The organism is Streptomyces sp. NPDC041200, assembly GCF_055591805.1.
Genome location: NZ_JBVIZF010000002.1, coordinates 624,275 through 639,570, shown reverse-complemented (window position 1 = coordinate 639,570; position 15,296 = coordinate 624,275). Strand labels below are relative to the sequence as shown.

Below are 15,296 nucleotides of genomic sequence, written 5' to 3'. Positions count from 1 at the left end.
CCTCACGGGCTTCGGCGCGCTGCGCCGGACTCCGTCCGGCGGGCTCCCGGGCCAGGCACCGGTTTACGGCTCGAACTTGTAGCCCAGGCCGCGCACCGTCACCAGGTAGCGCGGAGCGCCCGGGTCCGGCTCGATCTTCGCCCGCAGCCGCTTGACGTGGACGTCGAGCGTCTTCGTATCGCCCACGTAGTCCGCGCCCCACACACGGTCGATCAGCTGCATCCGGGTCAGCACCCGGCCCGCGTTGCGCAGCAACATCTCCAGCAGGTCGAACTCCTTCAGCGGGAGGTCCACCTTGCCGCCGCCGACCGTGACCACGTGCCGGTCCACGTCCATCCGGACCGGGCCCGCCTCCAGGGCCGCGGGGGTGACCTCCTCCGGCTCGCCGCGGCGGCGCAGGACGGCCCGGATCCGGGCCACCAGCTCACGCGACGAGAAGGGCTTGGTCACGTAGTCGTCGGCCCCTATTTCCAGGCCGACGACCTTGTCGATCTCACTGTCCTTGGCGGTGACCATGATCACTGGGACGTTGGAGCGGCCGCGCAGCTGGCGGCACACCTCCGTACCGGGCAGCCCCGGCAGCATCAGGTCGAGCAGCACCAGATCAGCGCCGTTCCGCTCGAACTCGTCGAGCCCCTCGGGCCCCGTTGCCGCGATGGCGACCTCGAATCCCTCCTTGCGGAGCATGTACGACAGCGCGTCACTGAACGATTCCTCGTCCTCGACGACCAGAACTCGGGTCACGGAAGGACCTCCGGGGCAGAAAGTTGATCATTAGTGAAGGTCTCGTACGGTCGGTCGCCGTCCTCCCCATCGAGGTCGGATCCGGAATCGTACGGCTCACCCGGCCCGCCGGCCGAGCGATCCCGGTCCCGAACCGCACCGGCTTCCGGGAGCCTCAGGGTGAACGTGGAGCCCTGTCCCTCAGCGCTCCACACCGTGACCTCCCCGCCGTGCGAGGCGGCCACATGCTTGACGATGGCGAGACCGAGTCCGGTTCCGCCGGTCTGCCGCGAGCGGGCCGGGTCGACCCGGTAGAACCGCTCGAAGATCCGCTCGCGGTCCTTTTCCGAGATGCCGATGCCCTGGTCGGTGACGGCGACCTCGATCAGATCGCCGCCCGTCGCGGGGATGCGGCGGGCCGCGATGCCGACGCGCGTGCGGGCCGGGCTGTAGTTGACCGCGTTCTCGACGAGGTTGCCGAGGGCGGCGGCCAGCTGGCCGCGGTTGCCCCACACCCGCAGATCGGCGGTGCCGCCGGTGGCCATCGTGATCTGCTTGGTGCCCGCCTGGTGGCGGCAGCGGTCGATGGCCTCGGCGACCAGCTCGTCGACCCGGACCGGCTCGGCGTCCTCCAGCGGGTCGTCGTTCTGGACCCGGGAGAGGTCGATCAGCTCCTGGACCAGGCTGGACAGCCGGGTCGCCTCGACCTGCATCCGCCCGGCGAAGCGGTTGACCGCCTCCGGGTCGTCGGACGCGTCCATGACGGCCTCGGAGAGCAGGGAAAGCGCGCCGACCGGGGTCTTCAGCTCGTGACTGACGTTCGCGACGAAGTCGCGCCGTACGGCCTCGATCCGGCGTGCCTCGGTGAGGTCCTCGACCAGCAGCAGGACCAGGCGGGAGCCGAGCGGAGCCACTCTGGCGGACACGGCGAGGGCGTCGCCCCGGCCGGTGCCGCGCCGCGGCAGGTCCAGCTCGATCTGCCGGATCTCGCCGTCCCGCCGGGTGTCGCGGGCCATCGCCAGCATCGGTTCGACGGCGAGCTTGCCGCCGCGCACCAGTCCCAGTGCGTACGCGGCCGAGCTGGCCTTGACGACGGCATCCGCCTCATCGAGGACGACGGCCGAGGAACGCAGTACCGAGAGCACGGTGTCCACACCGGGCGGCAAGACGGCATCGGTATGCAGGGATGAGCGCGTAGGCTTCGCCTGTTCGCGCTCGCTCCAGCGGAACGCCAGCATGGCGATGACACCGGTGCACAACCCGGCGAGCGCCGCCACTGCGGCGATCGCCGCGTTCACGTTCATGCATCCAGGTTATGCGGGCGGGGAGCGGCCTCCACAGACCTGCACAGGGCCTCTCGAACAGACGTTGCCGAGAGTTCACCGGGGGGTTGGCAGCGGTTCACTCCCGACGCCGCGGCGGGCGGCCGCCGCACGGGGTGGCGTGGGGAGCGTTGCCGAGAGTTCACCTGGACGTCCGGGGCGGTTAACCGTGGGGCGCCGAGCCGGACGCGTTCCGATCCGAACGTGGCAGGGTGGGGCACACGAGTCCACGAAGATCTGTCAGCGAGAGTCAGTGAGAGAAGGTCAGTGATGCGCGACGCGTACCACGAGGAGCTGGATTCGATCGGGGAGGGCCTGGTCGATATGGCCCGGCTCGTCGGTTCGGCCATCGGCCGCGCCACCACATCCATCCTGGACGCGGACCTGAAGCTCGCCGAGAGCGTCATAGCCGCCGATGAGAAGGTCGACGATCTCCAGCGCGACCTGGAAAACCGAGCGATAGCGCTGCTCGCCCGGCAGCAGCCGGTCGCCACCGATCTGCGGATCGTCGTCACCAGCCTGCGCATGAGTGCCGACCTCGAGCGCTCCGGTGACCTGGCGCAGCACGTCGCCAAGCTCACCCGGCTCCGCTTCCCGGGCAAGGCCGTACCGGGCGACCTCCACGCCACCATCCTGGAGATGGGCCAGCTCGCGCAGCGGCTGATGGCGAAGGCGGCCGAGGTCATCGTCACCAAGGACGTCGACCTCGCCTCGCAGCTGGAGCAGGACGACGACGCGATGGACCTGCTGCACCGCACCCTCTTCCAGCACCTGATGGACGACCGCTGGAAGCACGGCATCGAGACGGCCGTCGACGTCACGCTGCTGGGCCGCTACTACGAGCGGTTCGCGGACCACGCGGTGTCGGTCGCCAAGCGCGTCATCTACCTGGTCACCGGCGAGTACGCGGACGAGATGGGCCAGGACGCCACCCAGGGAGCCTGACGCCTGGGGCGTGAGGCCTGAGGCGTGACCGCATCGCGCGCACCACGGCGGCGCACCACGGCGGCGTGCCTCCGCGCGCCGTCGATGCGCCCCTGTGGGCGGGCCGTGGACCGGGACCATGAGCAGCAGTGACCCCTCTCCGAGGAGGCGACTCATGGCGGACATCACCCGTCGTCCCGAACCCCACCCCACCCACCCCGTCGGCGCCTGCGGCTGCGGCTCGGGCTGCGGCTGCGGCTGCCAGTCCGGCGGCTCCTGCTCGTGCGGCGGCAACTGCGGCTGAGCTGATCCGAGGAGCGGGGCCCGGGGCCGTTCGACGGCCCCGGGCCCCGTCCCGCCTCTCCGAGGTGCGCCCGACGACCGCTCCAGCGAATCTGGTCATATGAACGATGGGACACCGGCCCGGCCGCGCGTCGTAGTGGAAGAGCCCCACGACGGCCGCCGCCGCGTGCGGATCGACGGCCAGGACGTGGGCGTGGTGGTGAACGCCGACGAACTCCGCGGCCTCCTGACCCGCGCGGGCATCGACGATCCCCACCAGATCGACTGGCAGGGCGGCGGCCCGGAGGACTGGCCCGCCGCGTAGCCTCCCCGGATGCTCACGGTGCTGCTGGCGGCTGTGGCGCGGGCGTCAACCGCTGGATGTGGTAGTGCTGAACCCGCGCCGTGCGCTGCAGCGCCATCACCGCGGTGAGGAACTGATCCATCTCGGCGGCCCGGGTGAGGATGTCGTCGGGTACGTGTTCGTCCCGCAGGCAGGCTTCCGCGTCCTGGCTGAGCACGGCCCGCGCCCAGCCACGGGTGATCGGCTTGAACAGGCTCGGGTGGTTGGCCACGATGCGCGCCCGGATGGCCAGGTCGTTCTCGGCGGCCTCCACGTGAAGTCCCGTGTCCTTGTTGCGCGCCCCGAACAGCGGCTCATGGATGTGATGGGCGTCGAAGCCGTGCTCGACGCAGCCGATCCAGAAGTCCCAGTCCTCTCCGGCCGACATGCTCTCGTCGTAGCCGCCCACGGTCTGCCACACCTCCCGGCGGTACAGCGAGCAGTAGAACATGATCAGCCGCTGCAGCATCAGTTCCCGGCTGTAGGCGGGGAGGGTGATCGCCTGCGGGGGCAGATCGTCGTCGGTGAAGGTGAAGACATCAGTGGAGGCGATCGCGATGCCGGGGCTGCCGTCCAGGACCGCGACGGTCTTCTCCAGCATCGTGGGAGCGATCACGTCGTCGGCGTCCAGCGGAAGGACGTAGCGGCCGTTGGCTGCCTCGATCCCGGTGTTGCGGGCGGCCGAGACGCCGCCGTTCGCCCGCTGGACGAGGCTGATGCGCCGATCGGGGTGGCGGGCGATCAGGGACCGGGCCACCTCGGCGGTGTCGTCGGTGCTGCCGTCGTCGACGATGAGCAGCTCCCAGTCCTGGAAGGTCTGGGCAAGGATGCTGGACACGGCCTGGGGCAGGTAGCGGGCGTAGTCATGGCAGGGGATGACCACCGAGACCACGGGGCCGGGGTTCTGGGACATGCGCGGTCTTTCGGCTCGGGACGGGAAGGGGGAGGGGAAGGGGAATCGGGCGCGCCGGAAGCCGGCGTTCCGGGCACCGGCCGTCCCCCGGGGCCGCTTCCGCGGGCCCACGGCCGGACACCCAGCGACGGATCCAGGGCTAACTGCGCTCGTGCTCCGCGTACGCGCGGTGGTGGCCGAACCCCTGCTCGCGTCCGGGGTCCTGATCGGCCTCGCAGTACCACCCCCAGTCGGGGATGGTGACGTTGCCGACGTTGCAGCAGTGCCCGTAGTCGGTGATCGTGATGTTGCCCACCGGCGGGCAGCAGTGCCCGTAGTCGGTGATCGTGACGTTGCCTATCGGCTCGCAGGGGTGGCTGATCCCGGGCGTGAGGGTGGCATCGCCGCTCATCGGCTCTCCTGCGTACCCGTACGTCGCCGTGCGCGTCTGTGTGTCCGGAGCGACGGCGGCGTAGGCCGCCTCCGCGGTGCTGAGCAGTCCGGCCGTGGCCAGCGCGGCGGGCAGGGCGAGAGAGGTCATGACACGGGATTTCACGGTGGCACCTTTCCTTGGGGTGCGGGGGAGCTGCCCGGAATGCCGGCGTATGTCGCGGCGCGGGCAGTAAAGCCACCGTAAGTTTGGTCACTCAATGCGTCAAAACGATTACTCACTGTGCGTGACGGCCAGGCTGGCGGGCTCCGGCCGTGGTGCGCCGTGGTGCGGATGCACCACTTCCAGATCGGGCAGAGCCCAGCAGGCGGTTCCCATGTCCAGGGCCATCGCGGCCAGCCCCTCGGTCTCGATGACCTGGCGGTAGGGGAAGGACGGGAAGATGAGGCCGTCGCGGTGCAGCTCCGCGCGGACCAGCAACGCGGTTCCGCCGACCGAGTCGACGCGGACGAGTCCGCGGCCGCGGCCACGCAACTCGTCGAGGTACGTCCGGCCGAAGCCCCTGGGAGGCTGAAGGATGCCGTCGCGCAGCCACTGGGCCCAGTTGAGCGCACCGGCTCCGGGCTTGAGGACGAAGGTGTTGAGGTCGTACGTCGGCCCGCCGGGTGCGATGGCGCAGTGCGGGACCACGATGTCCTTGCGCGCGCCGAGCAGGCGCTGGACGAGGTCCGCCGGGTAGTCGGTGACGTCGACGTCGAGCCACAGCACCCACTCCTCGTCGGCGTCGGCCAGGGCGCGGGTGAGGAGATGGTTGCGCACCTTGGCCAGCACCGACCGGCGTCGGCGCTGGACGCTCCGCTCCCAGCGGGGTCCGGCCAGCTGGAGGCCGAAGTCACGGTGGACGAGGGTCACCCGCCGGAACTCCGCCTCGAGGGTGGGCAGGACCTGCCGGAGCAGCTCCGGGGTCGAGTCCCTGCTGTCGCCCTCCAGCAGGCCCAGCGAGAGCGCCTCGCGCGGGTAGTCCAGCGTGCGCAGACGGTCCAGATAGCCGGGCAGGAACGCGGCCGCGTCCTTGAGGGGCGTGAGCACCAGCACCGGGGGCCGCTCGCTCACCGGTGCCACGGCGGGCTCGGGGACCGGCCGCGGCTTCCGCGCGTCCGTGCGCGCGGCGCCTGCGGCGGTCTCGGCGTGCGCGACGGTTTGGGCGGTCTCGGCGTGCGCGGCGGTCTCGGCGTGCGCGACGGCTTGGGCGGTCTCGGCGTGCGCGATGTCCCCCGGTTCGAGCGGCAGCCGGGCCGCCATGGCGAGCAACTGCTCGGCGTAGGCGCCGGGTTCGGCCCACGCCTGGGTCGCCACCTCGAAGTGCCGCGCGAAATGCGACTCGTCGAAGGTGTTGTTGCCGTGACACACGTACGTATACAGGGCGGGCGCGTCCACCGAGACGACCCGGCAGCTTCGGACCAGCTCCTCGGCCACCGGGGTGTCCTCGCCGCGGCGCTCGGCCGGATAGCGCGGGAGCCGGTCCTTCGCGCACACCATCGACCCTTCCCAGACCCGCGCGCAGGAGATGGCGAGCTTGCGGCGGGCGGGCCACCACAGCCGCTCACGGGCGAGGAAGCACGCGTCGGCGCCGAGCGCGAGAATCGCCGCCATCTGGGTCTCCACCCGCTCCGGGTCGTACAGGTCGTCGTCGTCCCACTGGCACACGTACGGCCCGGTGGCCCGGTCCACCGCCTCATTGCGCAGCTCCCCCAGGGTCCGTCGCTCCGGGGGGAGCCGGTGGTGGCGGATCCGCGGGTCGCCCAGGTCACGGATGTGCCGTTCGAGCGCGTCGTCGGTGCCGTCCTCCAGCACGACCAGCTCCAGGCTCGGGTAGGTCTGAGCGGTGAAGCACCTGATCGCGCGGCGTGCCGTCGTCGAGCGGTCCTTGGTCACCATCAGGCAGGACACGGTCGGCGCCGGTGCCCCCGAGTCCCAACGGCGACGCTGCGCCTCCAGGTTGAGCAGCCCGTCGGCGACCGGTTGCCGCTCCTGGCTCGCCCAGAACGGCAACCGTCTGCCCGCCGAGGCCCTCGGCGCGGTCGCGGTGTCGCAGGCCCAGCTGCCCGACCAGTGGTGCACGGCGTAGGCACGGTCGTAGTCGGCCTTCTGCGGGCCGAACAGCTCTGTCGCGTACGGGCTCACCTCCGGGTACAGAACCTCCGGGCCGACCACCGTGATCGAGTCCGGCTCCGGGGCACTGTCGACCGCTCGGGTGAGGAAGAACGGGCCGGTCGTATCGAGCGTGCCCGGCAGCTTGTGGGCGCCGACCAGTCGACGGTGCACATGGGCCGCCCAGAAGGGGTGGCCCGGCCGTGACGCGATGAACGCGTTGCCGACGATGCGGGTGAATCCGCGCTGCCGGGCCAGCAACAAGCGCGTATGCACCTCGGGTTCACAGCCGAGGACGAGTTCGCGCCCGTCAAGGAGGTCGGAGACCGGCTTCAGGCACTCGAAATCCAGATCCACGTAGACGCCGCCGAAATGGTCGAGCAGAAAATAGCGGATCGCGTCGGCCCGCATGATCGGTTCGGGATAGCCGTCGTAGACCGGCAGGAACCACGGATAGTGCTCCTGGAGAAAGGCGCGATTGTCCGCATCCGTCCACAGCCGGTAGCCCCAGCCGGGGTGGTGCAGCCGCCACGACTCGGCCCACTTCTGCCATGCCGGGGGGAGGTCGGCGTCTTTCCAGGTCTGGTGAATCAAGGGGGGAATTGTCTTTTGTGCAGTCATTAGCACAGTATGTCCGGCTGTCTGGCGAGCCGGATATCCGCTGATGCCCGCCGCCGGAGCAATCACCCGAACGGTGGGCTCAGCGCGTCGCCGGTTGGCCGGGGACGACTGGTCCTCCACCGCGCGGACCCCAACGACCTCCCACGTTCGAGGGGCGGTCTCCACGAGACCGCCCCTGACCAGCCATCAGCCCGACTAAGGGGGCCTAGGGGCGCTGCTTCAAGCGGTCGACGATCGCCCAGTCCACCACGTGCGACAGCTGGATGTACGTCTTCTTCCCGGAACGCGAGGTCCGCTCGTCACGGAAGCCCAGGAATGCATAGGACTCCGGGTCGAAGATGAGGTACTTGCCCTTCTCGGACGCGTGCTTGGGGTAGGAGATCCCCACCCCGGTGCGCCCGGCGGAGTCCTTCATCCCCGGGGTCGCCTTGACCCCGGGCACCAGGGCCAGCGCCTCATACGCGGCGGGACGCAGTCCCTCGGGCAGCACCGGCCACTTCAGGAGCTCGCCGAGCATGAAGTAGGCGTCGTACCAATCCCACGCGGTGAAGTCGTCGATCGACTTGTCGGACGTGCCGACGCCGACGATGCGCGGGATGAGCTTCTCCGGGTCGGTGGGCAGCTCCTTCAGCTCGCTCCACTCCCGAGGCGGCCACACGCCCTCGTTCTTCCGCAGGGGCTCCTCCCAGATCACCCGGCCCAGCTCCATGGTCAACGATCGCTTGGAGCCGTCCACCGAGTCCCAGTTCACGTCCACATAGGTCTTGACCGCGCCGGTCTTCCGCTCCGTCTCCTTGATGATCCGCTTCCAGTAGATGAACTGGTCGTCGCGCGGCGCCACGGGCTTCTCGTGCTTGCTCGCCAGCGCTGCCGCCCCGTTCAGCACCGTCACGGCGCCGACGTTGCGCATCCGCGGGGCGCTCGTGCCCGCGCGGTCGGTGCGGCCGCCCTCGTCGGCGCCGTCCGCGGCGATCAGTACCGCCGTGCCCGTCACCGCCATGGTGACCACCGCGGCTGTCACGAGGCGCAGCGCGTGGCGGCGGCCGGGTGCGGCGTCGGGATACCGCTCCGCGCGCGTCATCGTGTTGAGCAGTCGGTGGCGGGCCCGCGCCCGGGCCGGTTCGGTGAGCGGGGCCGCACCCGCGTCCCAGTCCCGCAGGAGTTCGAGTTCGTCAGTCATGGCCGGATGCCTCTCGCAGTGTCGTCGGATCGGATCCGCCCAACGCTTCGCGTAGCTTGCTGCGAGCCCGGTGCAGCCGTGATCTGACCGTGCCGATGGGGACACCGAGGGCCTGGGCCACCTCCTCGTAGCCGAGACCGCCCCACGCCACCAGCAGCAACACGTCCCGGTGCCGCGCGGGCAGTGCGGCCAGCGCCGCAGCCAGCTCGCGGCGTACGGCCTGCGCCCCTGCCCGGGCCGCGGCCCGGTCGGCCAGCGGCTCCTCGTGGTCGGCGGGAGCCGGGATGCGGGCCAGGGCCTTGAACCGGCGGGCCTCGGCCCGCCGGTGTCGGCCGACCAGGTTGGTCGCTATGCCGAACAGCCAGGGCCGGGCGTCGTTGCCCGTGGCCCGCGCGGGGTCGTACCGGTACCGCTGCTGGAAAGCAGTGGTGAAGGTCTCCGCCATGAGGTCGTCGGCCGACTCGCCGCCGAGCCTACGGGCCAGATAACGGTGTACCGCATCCGCGTGCCGGTCGAAGAGCACGGCGAATGCCTCGGGCTCATCCCGGGACCGCGCAATCACCGAGGCATCGCTCTCCGCCCCCGTGCGGACGCCTGGCTCGACGGTCATCGGGGCTCCTCTCGTTCTGGGAACGCTTCGAAGGCTTGGGCTTTCATCTGTCCTTCGCCCGTCGGCCCCGGCGAGTTCCCTCGGGGCCCTGGCCGCTGGTCCCTAGTAGTGCGCGGGTGCCCCCCGATTGTTTGTCAGCACCTCTTTGGGGCCCACCGCACGGATCAGAAGTGTCTCCACGGAGTACGAGTTGATCTGGCCCCACTCGGCGCTCAGGGAGCCGTAAAAGGCTCGACCGGATGGGCTGTGTGGCCGCGCGTGAGCTTCTTCGAAGCCGAGCGTTCTGCTGTCGGCCAACACCCTCGCGGCTGCGATGGCGTGGGCGACAGGATCGTCACATGCAGCCGATCTTCGTTCTCGTGCACAGTCCGTCCGTAGGCCCCTCGACCTGGCGCCCCGTGGCCGAACATCTGACGGCGGCGGGATACCAGGTACAGGTGCCGTCCCTGCTGCATATTGGCGCCGGTGCTCCGCCGTTCTGGCCCCGCATCGTCAGTGCCGTCCGCGACGACCTCCGGCAGGTCCCGGCTGGTAGCCCCGTCGCATTGGTGGCGCACAGCAATGCAGGCTTGTTTCTCCCAGTGATCCGTTCGGGCCTCGACCATCCGGTGACCAGCTCGATCTTCGTTGATGCCGCGTTGCCGGCCCTGATCGGACCGACCTCAGTCGCCTCACCCGAGATGCTGGAGTTCCTCAGTCCGATGGCCGTAAAGGGCAGGCTTCCACGCTGGACCGACTGGTGGGACGAGGCAGACGTCGCCCCCATGTTCACTGATCCGACGATGCGACAGACCGTCATTGAGGAGCAGCCCACCCTGCCGCTGTCCTACTACGAGCAGCACATCCCGGTCCCCGACGGCTGGGATGACCATCCCTGCTCCTACTTGCTGTTCGGTCCTCCGTATGACGGCCTTGCCGCCGAGGCACGCGAACGCGGCTGGCGTGTGGCACACCTGCCCGGCGCACACCTCCACCAGATCATCGATCCTGCCGGAACAGCCCGGCACCTCGTCGAACTCGCCATCACGACGTGATCCACTTCCGACGCGTCGATCACGGTCATGTCGGAGGCCGTGTTGCTTGATCACGGTCGTGCCGGGAGGCCGGGAGGGGGTTGTCGCGGACGGAGCCGTTCGCTGCGATCCGGAGGGACAAGCGTCTCGATCCGGAACTGTCGCAGCGGGCTCTGGCAGAGAAGTACGGGGTCCATCGCCGGACAGTGCGGCAGGCTCTTCTGTCTGCTGTCCCGCCGCCACGGAAGAAACCGACACCGCGGGTCGCCGCCGTGGCAGGGGCGGCCCGGCCGCTCGCACCGTCACGGGTCGTGGACGAAGGCTGGCACGCCCTGATCCTGCACACGCGCGCGTACCGGCAACTGTGCGAGCGCCTCGGCGCCTTCGCTCACCACGCCCCCGCAGGCACCGGACCCCGAGCGGCACGATCCCGAGGCGCTGACGCGGACCCAGCAGCGCATCGTCGAGGCCGGGTTCCCCGTGGACGACGCGCTGTGGCTGGCGCCCGCCGACCTGAGCATCCCGGTCGCGGCCGGTTGCCAGCACTCGGACGACAGCGGGCCGATCGTCATCATCCCCAAGCCCAAGGGCTGACCCGCATAGGCCGCGGGCCGGAAGAAGGAGGACACCGATGGAGTGGATCGACCCGAAGTACGCGGAGCTGGTCGCGACCATGCGACGGGCCCAGGCGGACGCCTTCGAACAGGATCCGACCGAGGCCCGGCCAGTCCGGGGGTTCATCGTCCCCGACACCGAGCCCGGCCAGCCCGGAGCACACACGTAGGGCCCTCGCTGGGCCCAGGACAGCGACAAGCCCCCTACTAGCGGAGAACACGCAGGTAGGGGGCTTATTCGGTTTGGATTACTTCTTCTTGCCCTGGTTCTTTACCGCCTCGATCGCGGCCTTCGCGGCCTCCGGGTCGAGGTAGGTGCCGCCCGGATTGAGAGGGCGGAAGTCGGCGTCCAGCTCGTAGGAGAGCGGGATGCCGGTGGGAATGTTGAGGCCCGCGATGTCGGCGTCGGAGACGCCGTCCAGGTGCTTGACCAGGGCGCGCAGGGAGTTGCCGTGGGCGGCGACGAGGACGGTGCGGCCGCTCAGGAGGTCGGGGACGATGGCGTCGTACCAGTACGGGAGCATGCGGACGACGACGTCCTTGAGGCACTCGGTGCGCGGGCGCAGCTCCGGGGGGATGGTGGCGTAGCGCGGGTCGGCGCTCTGGGACCACTCGGCGCCGTCCTCAAGAGGGGGCGGCGGGGTGTCGTAGGAGCGGCGCCACAGCATGAACTGGTCCTCGCCGAACTCGGCGAGGGTCTGGGCCTTGTCCTTGCCCTGGAGGGCGCCGTAGTGGCGCTCGTTGAGGCGCCAGCTGCGGGCGACCGGGATCCAGTGGCGGTCGGCGGCCTCCAGGGCGAGCTGCGCGGTGCGGATCGCGCGCTTCTGGACGGAGGTGTGGACCACGTCGGGGAGCAGGCCGGCGTCGCTCAGCAGCTCACCGCCGCGGACTGCCTCCTTCTCGCCCTTTTCATTGAGGTTCACGTCCACCCAGCCGGTGAACAGGTTCTTCGCGTTCCACTCGCTCTCGCCGTGGCGGAGGAGGATCAGCTTGTACGGTGCGTCGGCCATGCGGTCGAGCCTACTGGACGGGTTCGGGGCGGTCGGTTGACGGACCTGGTCAATTGATTGGCGGGTGGGCGGTGCGGGGTCGTAAGTTGCGGAGGTCGTCAGCGCCTCTTACGCGGGGGCGCTCGTCCGTGGGGGGTTCGCGATGTCCGTCGTCCGGTGGAGATTAGCTGCGAAGGAGAGCGTTTCGGGGTTGCCCCGGGCGTTCTGGTGGTTGTGGACCTCCACGCTGGTGAACCGGCTGGGTGGGTTCGTGGCCACCTTTCTCGCGATGTACCTGACGGTGGAGCGCGGCTACTCGGCTACGTTCGCCGGGCTGGTCGGGGCGCTGCACGGGCTGGGCGGGGTGGTGTCGGCGGTGGTCGCGGGGGTGCTCACCGACCGGCTCGGGCGGCGGCCGACGCTGCTGGTGGCGCAGGTGTCGACGGCGGTCACGGTGGCCGTGCTCGGGTTCGTACAGGATCCGGTCGCGATCGCGGTCATGGCCTCCCTGGTGGGCATGGCCACCAACGCGTCGCGGCCCGCGGTGCAGGCGATGATGGCGGACATCGTCGCCCCCGAGGACCGGGTGCGCGCCTTTTCGTTGAATTACTGGGCGATCAACCTGGGCTTCGCCTTCTCGGCGATGGCGGCGGGACTGATCGCCCGGAACGGCTATCTCACGCTGTTCCTGGCCGACGCGGGGATGACGCTGCTGACCGCGCTGATCGTCTTCGTCAAGCTGCCCGAGTCCCGTCCGGAGGGGAACGGCACGGGACACGGGGCGGGCGGGAAGGGCGTCGGGCTCGGGACGGTGCTGCGGGACCGGCGGTTCATGTCCGTGGTGGCGCTGTCGTATCTCGTCGCGACCCTCTTCCAGCAGGGCTACGTGGCGCTGCCGGTGGCGATGGGCGCCGACGGGCTCTCCAGCGCGGACTTCGGGCTCGCGATCGCGACGAACGGCGTGCTGATCGTCGCCGTGCAGATCCCGGTCACGCGGTTCATCGAACACCGCGATCCGATGCGGCTACTGGTGATCTCCGCGCTGCTGACCGGGTACGGCTTCGGGCTGACCGCCTTCGCGGGGTCGGTGGGGATGTACGCGCTGACCGTCGCCGTCTGGACGCTCGGCGAGATCATCAACTCGCCGACCCAGATGGGGCTGGTCGCACAGCTCTCCCCGGCCGGCGGGCGCGGCCGTTACCAGGGCATGTACGTGCTGTCGTGGTCGCTCGCCTCGCTGACCGCACCGCTGGCGGGCGGCGCCGTGATCGACCGCTATGGGGCGCCCACGCTGTGGGCGGCGAGCGCGGTCGTGGGCACGGTGGCCGCGGTGGGGTACGCGGCGCTGGGGCGGCGGCTCCGGGCCGACGAACCGGAAGCGGCGAACGTGGTGGAAGCGGCGGAAGCGGTGGAAGCGGCGGGGACGAAGGGCCCGAAGGTCGAGGGCGCCGGGGTCGCGGGCTGACCGGCGGGGGCGTACGGGCGCGGTGCGCGGGACGGGTCTGCGCACCGCGCCCGTACGTCACCGCAGGGCGCGCTGCGCCTCGTACAGGTTGCGTGGGTGGATGGCCTCGGGGTGGCCGTAGGCCTCGATGCGGGAGTGGAGCGGACCGGTGAAGTCCGGTACGTCGGTCTGGCCGAACTCCCGGACCTCGCTGATGCCGACCGTCGCGCTGTACGGCGCGATGCCGTCGATCCTGACGCAGCCCGCGCGCTGATTGGTGACGGTGACGTTCCAGTGGGTGAACCGGGCGCCGTACAGCGGGCCCGCGACCGCGTCGCCGCCGTGGGAGCCGGTGTTGTCCACGGTGATCTCGGTGCGGAGGTTGGCGAACGGCATACCGCGGTGGGTGTCGAAGGTGCCCATCTCCATCCGGCCGCGTGACCAGACGTTGTAGCTGGACAGGCCCTCGACGTTGATGCCGTGCAGCTGGGTCCCGGCGGGCGCGGGCACGGTGCGGCGCGCGAGGACGAAGTCCTCGACCAGGTTGTCGTGCGAGCCCTCGCGGCAGCAGTACGGGTGGTGGCTGCCGCGCCCCGAGACGGTGACCCGGCGCAGGGTGCACGCCTTCGCGGCGACGAGCAGGAAGCCGTTGTCGACGTTGTTGACGGTCACGTCGTCGACCCAGCAGTCCCACGCGCACTGCAGCGCGACGCCGTTGTAGCCCTTGTCGAGGAGGTGCTGCGCCTGCGGTGTCTCGACGACGTCGAGGGTGAGACCCACCACGCCGGAGCCGGTCACCGGCCGGACGAGGGTGGTGAACCTCGGCTTCCAGGCGGGCCGGGCGTCGAGCGGCAGCGGGCGGTCCAGGGTCACCCGGCGCCGGCGCCGGTCGACGGCGGTGACGCGGCACGGCCATTCGTACGGGACGTACGAGGTCAGCTTGGTCTTGTCGGCCCAGGGGTACGCGGCGGCGCCCTCGACGTCCCCGGCCATGTGCTGGAGCAGGGTGTGCGCGCTGTCATCCGCGAGCTGGAACAGCACCCGGTCGCCCCGGCGGAGGGCGGCGGTGCTCGCGACGGGCACGGTCCAGTCGCCGCGCCGGGCGGGGCGGTCGATGGCGGTCAGCGTGCGCCACTCGTCGCGCCGGTCGCCGGTCCAGCCTTCGAACGGCCACGCCTGCGCCCTGATCGCGGCGGTGAGGGAACGCCAGCGGGCGTCGGGGCAGACCCAGATGAGGCCACCGGCCCAGGACCAGGACGACTTGGTGCCGCCGTACCGGCTGCCGTACGGCCCGATCAGCTCGGTGAGGTTACGGGTCGCGTGCAGCGTGGTCCGCCCGCTGCCCGCGCCGCGCAGCACGACGTTGTCGTAGCCGATGCGGATGATGCCGTCGACGCGGTACGTCCCGGGCGGCACGACGACCGTGCCCCCGCCGCGCCGTCCGACGGCCTCGATGGCGCGGTTGATGGCGGGGGCCGCGTCGGCCGAGCCGTCGGGGCGGGCGCCGTAGCTCCGTACGTCGGCGGCGACGGGGTAACGGGGCAGCTCCGCGCGGCCGCCGAGGAATCCGGCGCGGCCGACGTAGGGGATCTGGGGGTGGCGGTACGGGTCGGCGCGGAACTCGCGCCAGAGGCCCGGGGGCGGTCCGGCCGCGGCGGCGGGTGTCGTACCCAGCAGCCCCACCGCGGTGCCCGCGGCCGCGCCCAGGACGGTGCGCCTGCCGAGAGCCGGGTGTCTGGCGAGAGCCGGGCGTCTGTCGATTTCCCTGTCCATGAGGCCCACACCTTCCATGGATGT

The 15,296-nt window shown here is 70.7% G+C and carries 15 protein-coding genes; 6 read left to right on the top strand and 9 right to left on the bottom strand.

Annotated elements, in window-relative coordinates; translation table 11 throughout:
• Window positions 1–63 precede the first annotated feature (63 nt).
• On the bottom strand, window positions 64–744 hold the full coding sequence (phoP, locus tag ACZ6CL_RS08105) for a two-component system response regulator PhoP (RefSeq protein WP_009716928.1): 681 nt from the start codon (window positions 742–744) through the stop codon (window positions 64–66).
• Window positions 741–2,027, bottom strand: coding sequence for a two-component system sensor histidine kinase PhoR (gene phoR, locus ACZ6CL_RS08100; RefSeq protein WP_468932622.1), 1,287 nt, complete (start codon window positions 2,025–2,027; stop codon window positions 741–743). The genes phoP and phoR overlap by 4 nt, the downstream gene beginning before the upstream one ends.
• 288 nt (window positions 2,028–2,315) lie before the next feature.
• Between phoR and phoU the strand changes: the two genes are divergently transcribed.
• The 3 genes from phoU to ACZ6CL_RS08085 all read left to right on the top strand — a co-directional run bounded on the left by phoU (window position 2,316) and on the right by ACZ6CL_RS08085 (window position 3,576).
• Window positions 2,316–2,990: a phosphate signaling complex protein PhoU gene (gene phoU / locus ACZ6CL_RS08095; RefSeq protein ID WP_468932620.1), complete on the top strand. Its 675-nt coding sequence runs from the start codon at window positions 2,316–2,318 to the stop codon at window positions 2,988–2,990.
• A 154-nt stretch (window positions 2,991–3,144) separates the two neighbouring features.
• A complete protein-coding gene (locus ACZ6CL_RS08090; RefSeq protein WP_385445587.1) occupies window positions 3,145–3,273 on the top strand; it encodes a hypothetical protein in 129 nt (42 codons plus the stop codon).
• 99 nt (window positions 3,274–3,372) lie between these two features.
• On the top strand, window positions 3,373–3,576 hold the full coding sequence (locus tag ACZ6CL_RS08085) for a hypothetical protein (protein WP_468932618.1): 204 nt from the start codon (window positions 3,373–3,375) through the stop codon (window positions 3,574–3,576).
• A 13-nt stretch (window positions 3,577–3,589) separates the two neighbouring features.
• Here ACZ6CL_RS08085 and ACZ6CL_RS08080 read toward each other — a convergent pair whose 3' ends face one another.
• The 5 genes from ACZ6CL_RS08080 to ACZ6CL_RS08060 all read right to left on the bottom strand — a co-directional run bounded on the left by ACZ6CL_RS08080 (window position 3,590) and on the right by ACZ6CL_RS08060 (window position 9,439).
• Window positions 3,590–4,507, bottom strand: a complete 918-nt coding sequence (locus tag ACZ6CL_RS08080) for a glycosyltransferase family 2 protein (protein WP_468932616.1) — start codon at window positions 4,505–4,507, stop codon at window positions 3,590–3,592.
• Between the two features lie 139 nt (window positions 4,508–4,646).
• Window positions 4,647–5,042 (bottom strand): hypothetical protein, encoded by a 396-nt coding sequence (locus tag ACZ6CL_RS08075; protein ID WP_468932613.1) that lies wholly within the window; start codon window positions 5,040–5,042, stop codon window positions 4,647–4,649.
• Window positions 5,043–5,150: 108 nt separating this feature from the next.
• Window positions 5,151–7,622, bottom strand: a complete 2,472-nt coding sequence (locus ACZ6CL_RS08070; protein ID WP_468932611.1) for a glycosyltransferase — start codon at window positions 7,620–7,622, stop codon at window positions 5,151–5,153.
• 232 nt (window positions 7,623–7,854) lie between these two features.
• A complete protein-coding gene (locus ACZ6CL_RS08065) occupies window positions 7,855–8,829 on the bottom strand; it encodes a CU044_5270 family protein (RefSeq protein ID WP_468932609.1) in 975 nt (324 codons plus the stop codon).
• Entirely contained in the window at window positions 8,822–9,439 is a 618-nt protein-coding gene (locus tag ACZ6CL_RS08060; RefSeq protein WP_468932606.1) for an RNA polymerase sigma factor, read from the bottom strand. The genes ACZ6CL_RS08065 and ACZ6CL_RS08060 overlap by 8 nt, the downstream gene beginning before the upstream one ends.
• A 338-nt stretch (window positions 9,440–9,777) precedes the next feature.
• On the opposite strand from ACZ6CL_RS08060, the gene ACZ6CL_RS08055 reads away from it, so the two are divergent.
• Together ACZ6CL_RS08055 and ACZ6CL_RS08050 are read left to right on the top strand one after the other, a co-directional pair.
• A complete protein-coding gene (locus tag ACZ6CL_RS08055; protein WP_468932605.1) occupies window positions 9,778–10,473 on the top strand; it encodes an alpha/beta fold hydrolase in 696 nt (231 codons plus the stop codon).
• 610 nt (window positions 10,474–11,083) lie between these two features.
• Window positions 11,084–11,236, top strand: a complete 153-nt coding sequence (locus ACZ6CL_RS08050) for a hypothetical protein (RefSeq protein WP_468932603.1) — start codon at window positions 11,084–11,086, stop codon at window positions 11,234–11,236.
• Between the two features lie 78 nt (window positions 11,237–11,314).
• On the opposite strand, the gene ACZ6CL_RS08045 is transcribed toward ACZ6CL_RS08050, so the two are convergent.
• The gene (locus tag ACZ6CL_RS08045; RefSeq protein ID WP_450874491.1) at window positions 11,315–12,076 is read right to left on the bottom strand and encodes a phosphoglyceromutase; all 762 of its coding nucleotides are present in this window, start codon (window positions 12,074–12,076) and stop codon (window positions 11,315–11,317) included.
• A 142-nt stretch (window positions 12,077–12,218) separates the two neighbouring features.
• Here ACZ6CL_RS08045 and ACZ6CL_RS08040 point away from each other — a divergent pair, with 142 nt between their 5' ends.
• Window positions 12,219–13,520, top strand: a complete 1,302-nt coding sequence (locus ACZ6CL_RS08040; protein WP_468932601.1) for an MDR family MFS transporter — start codon at window positions 12,219–12,221, stop codon at window positions 13,518–13,520.
• Between the two features lie 57 nt (window positions 13,521–13,577).
• Here the strand turns inward: ACZ6CL_RS08040 and ACZ6CL_RS08035 are convergent, their stop codons facing one another.
• The gene (locus ACZ6CL_RS08035; RefSeq protein WP_468932600.1) at window positions 13,578–15,272 is read right to left on the bottom strand and encodes a glycoside hydrolase family 55 protein; all 1,695 of its coding nucleotides are present in this window, start codon (window positions 15,270–15,272) and stop codon (window positions 13,578–13,580) included.
• Window positions 15,273–15,296 lie beyond the last annotated feature (24 nt).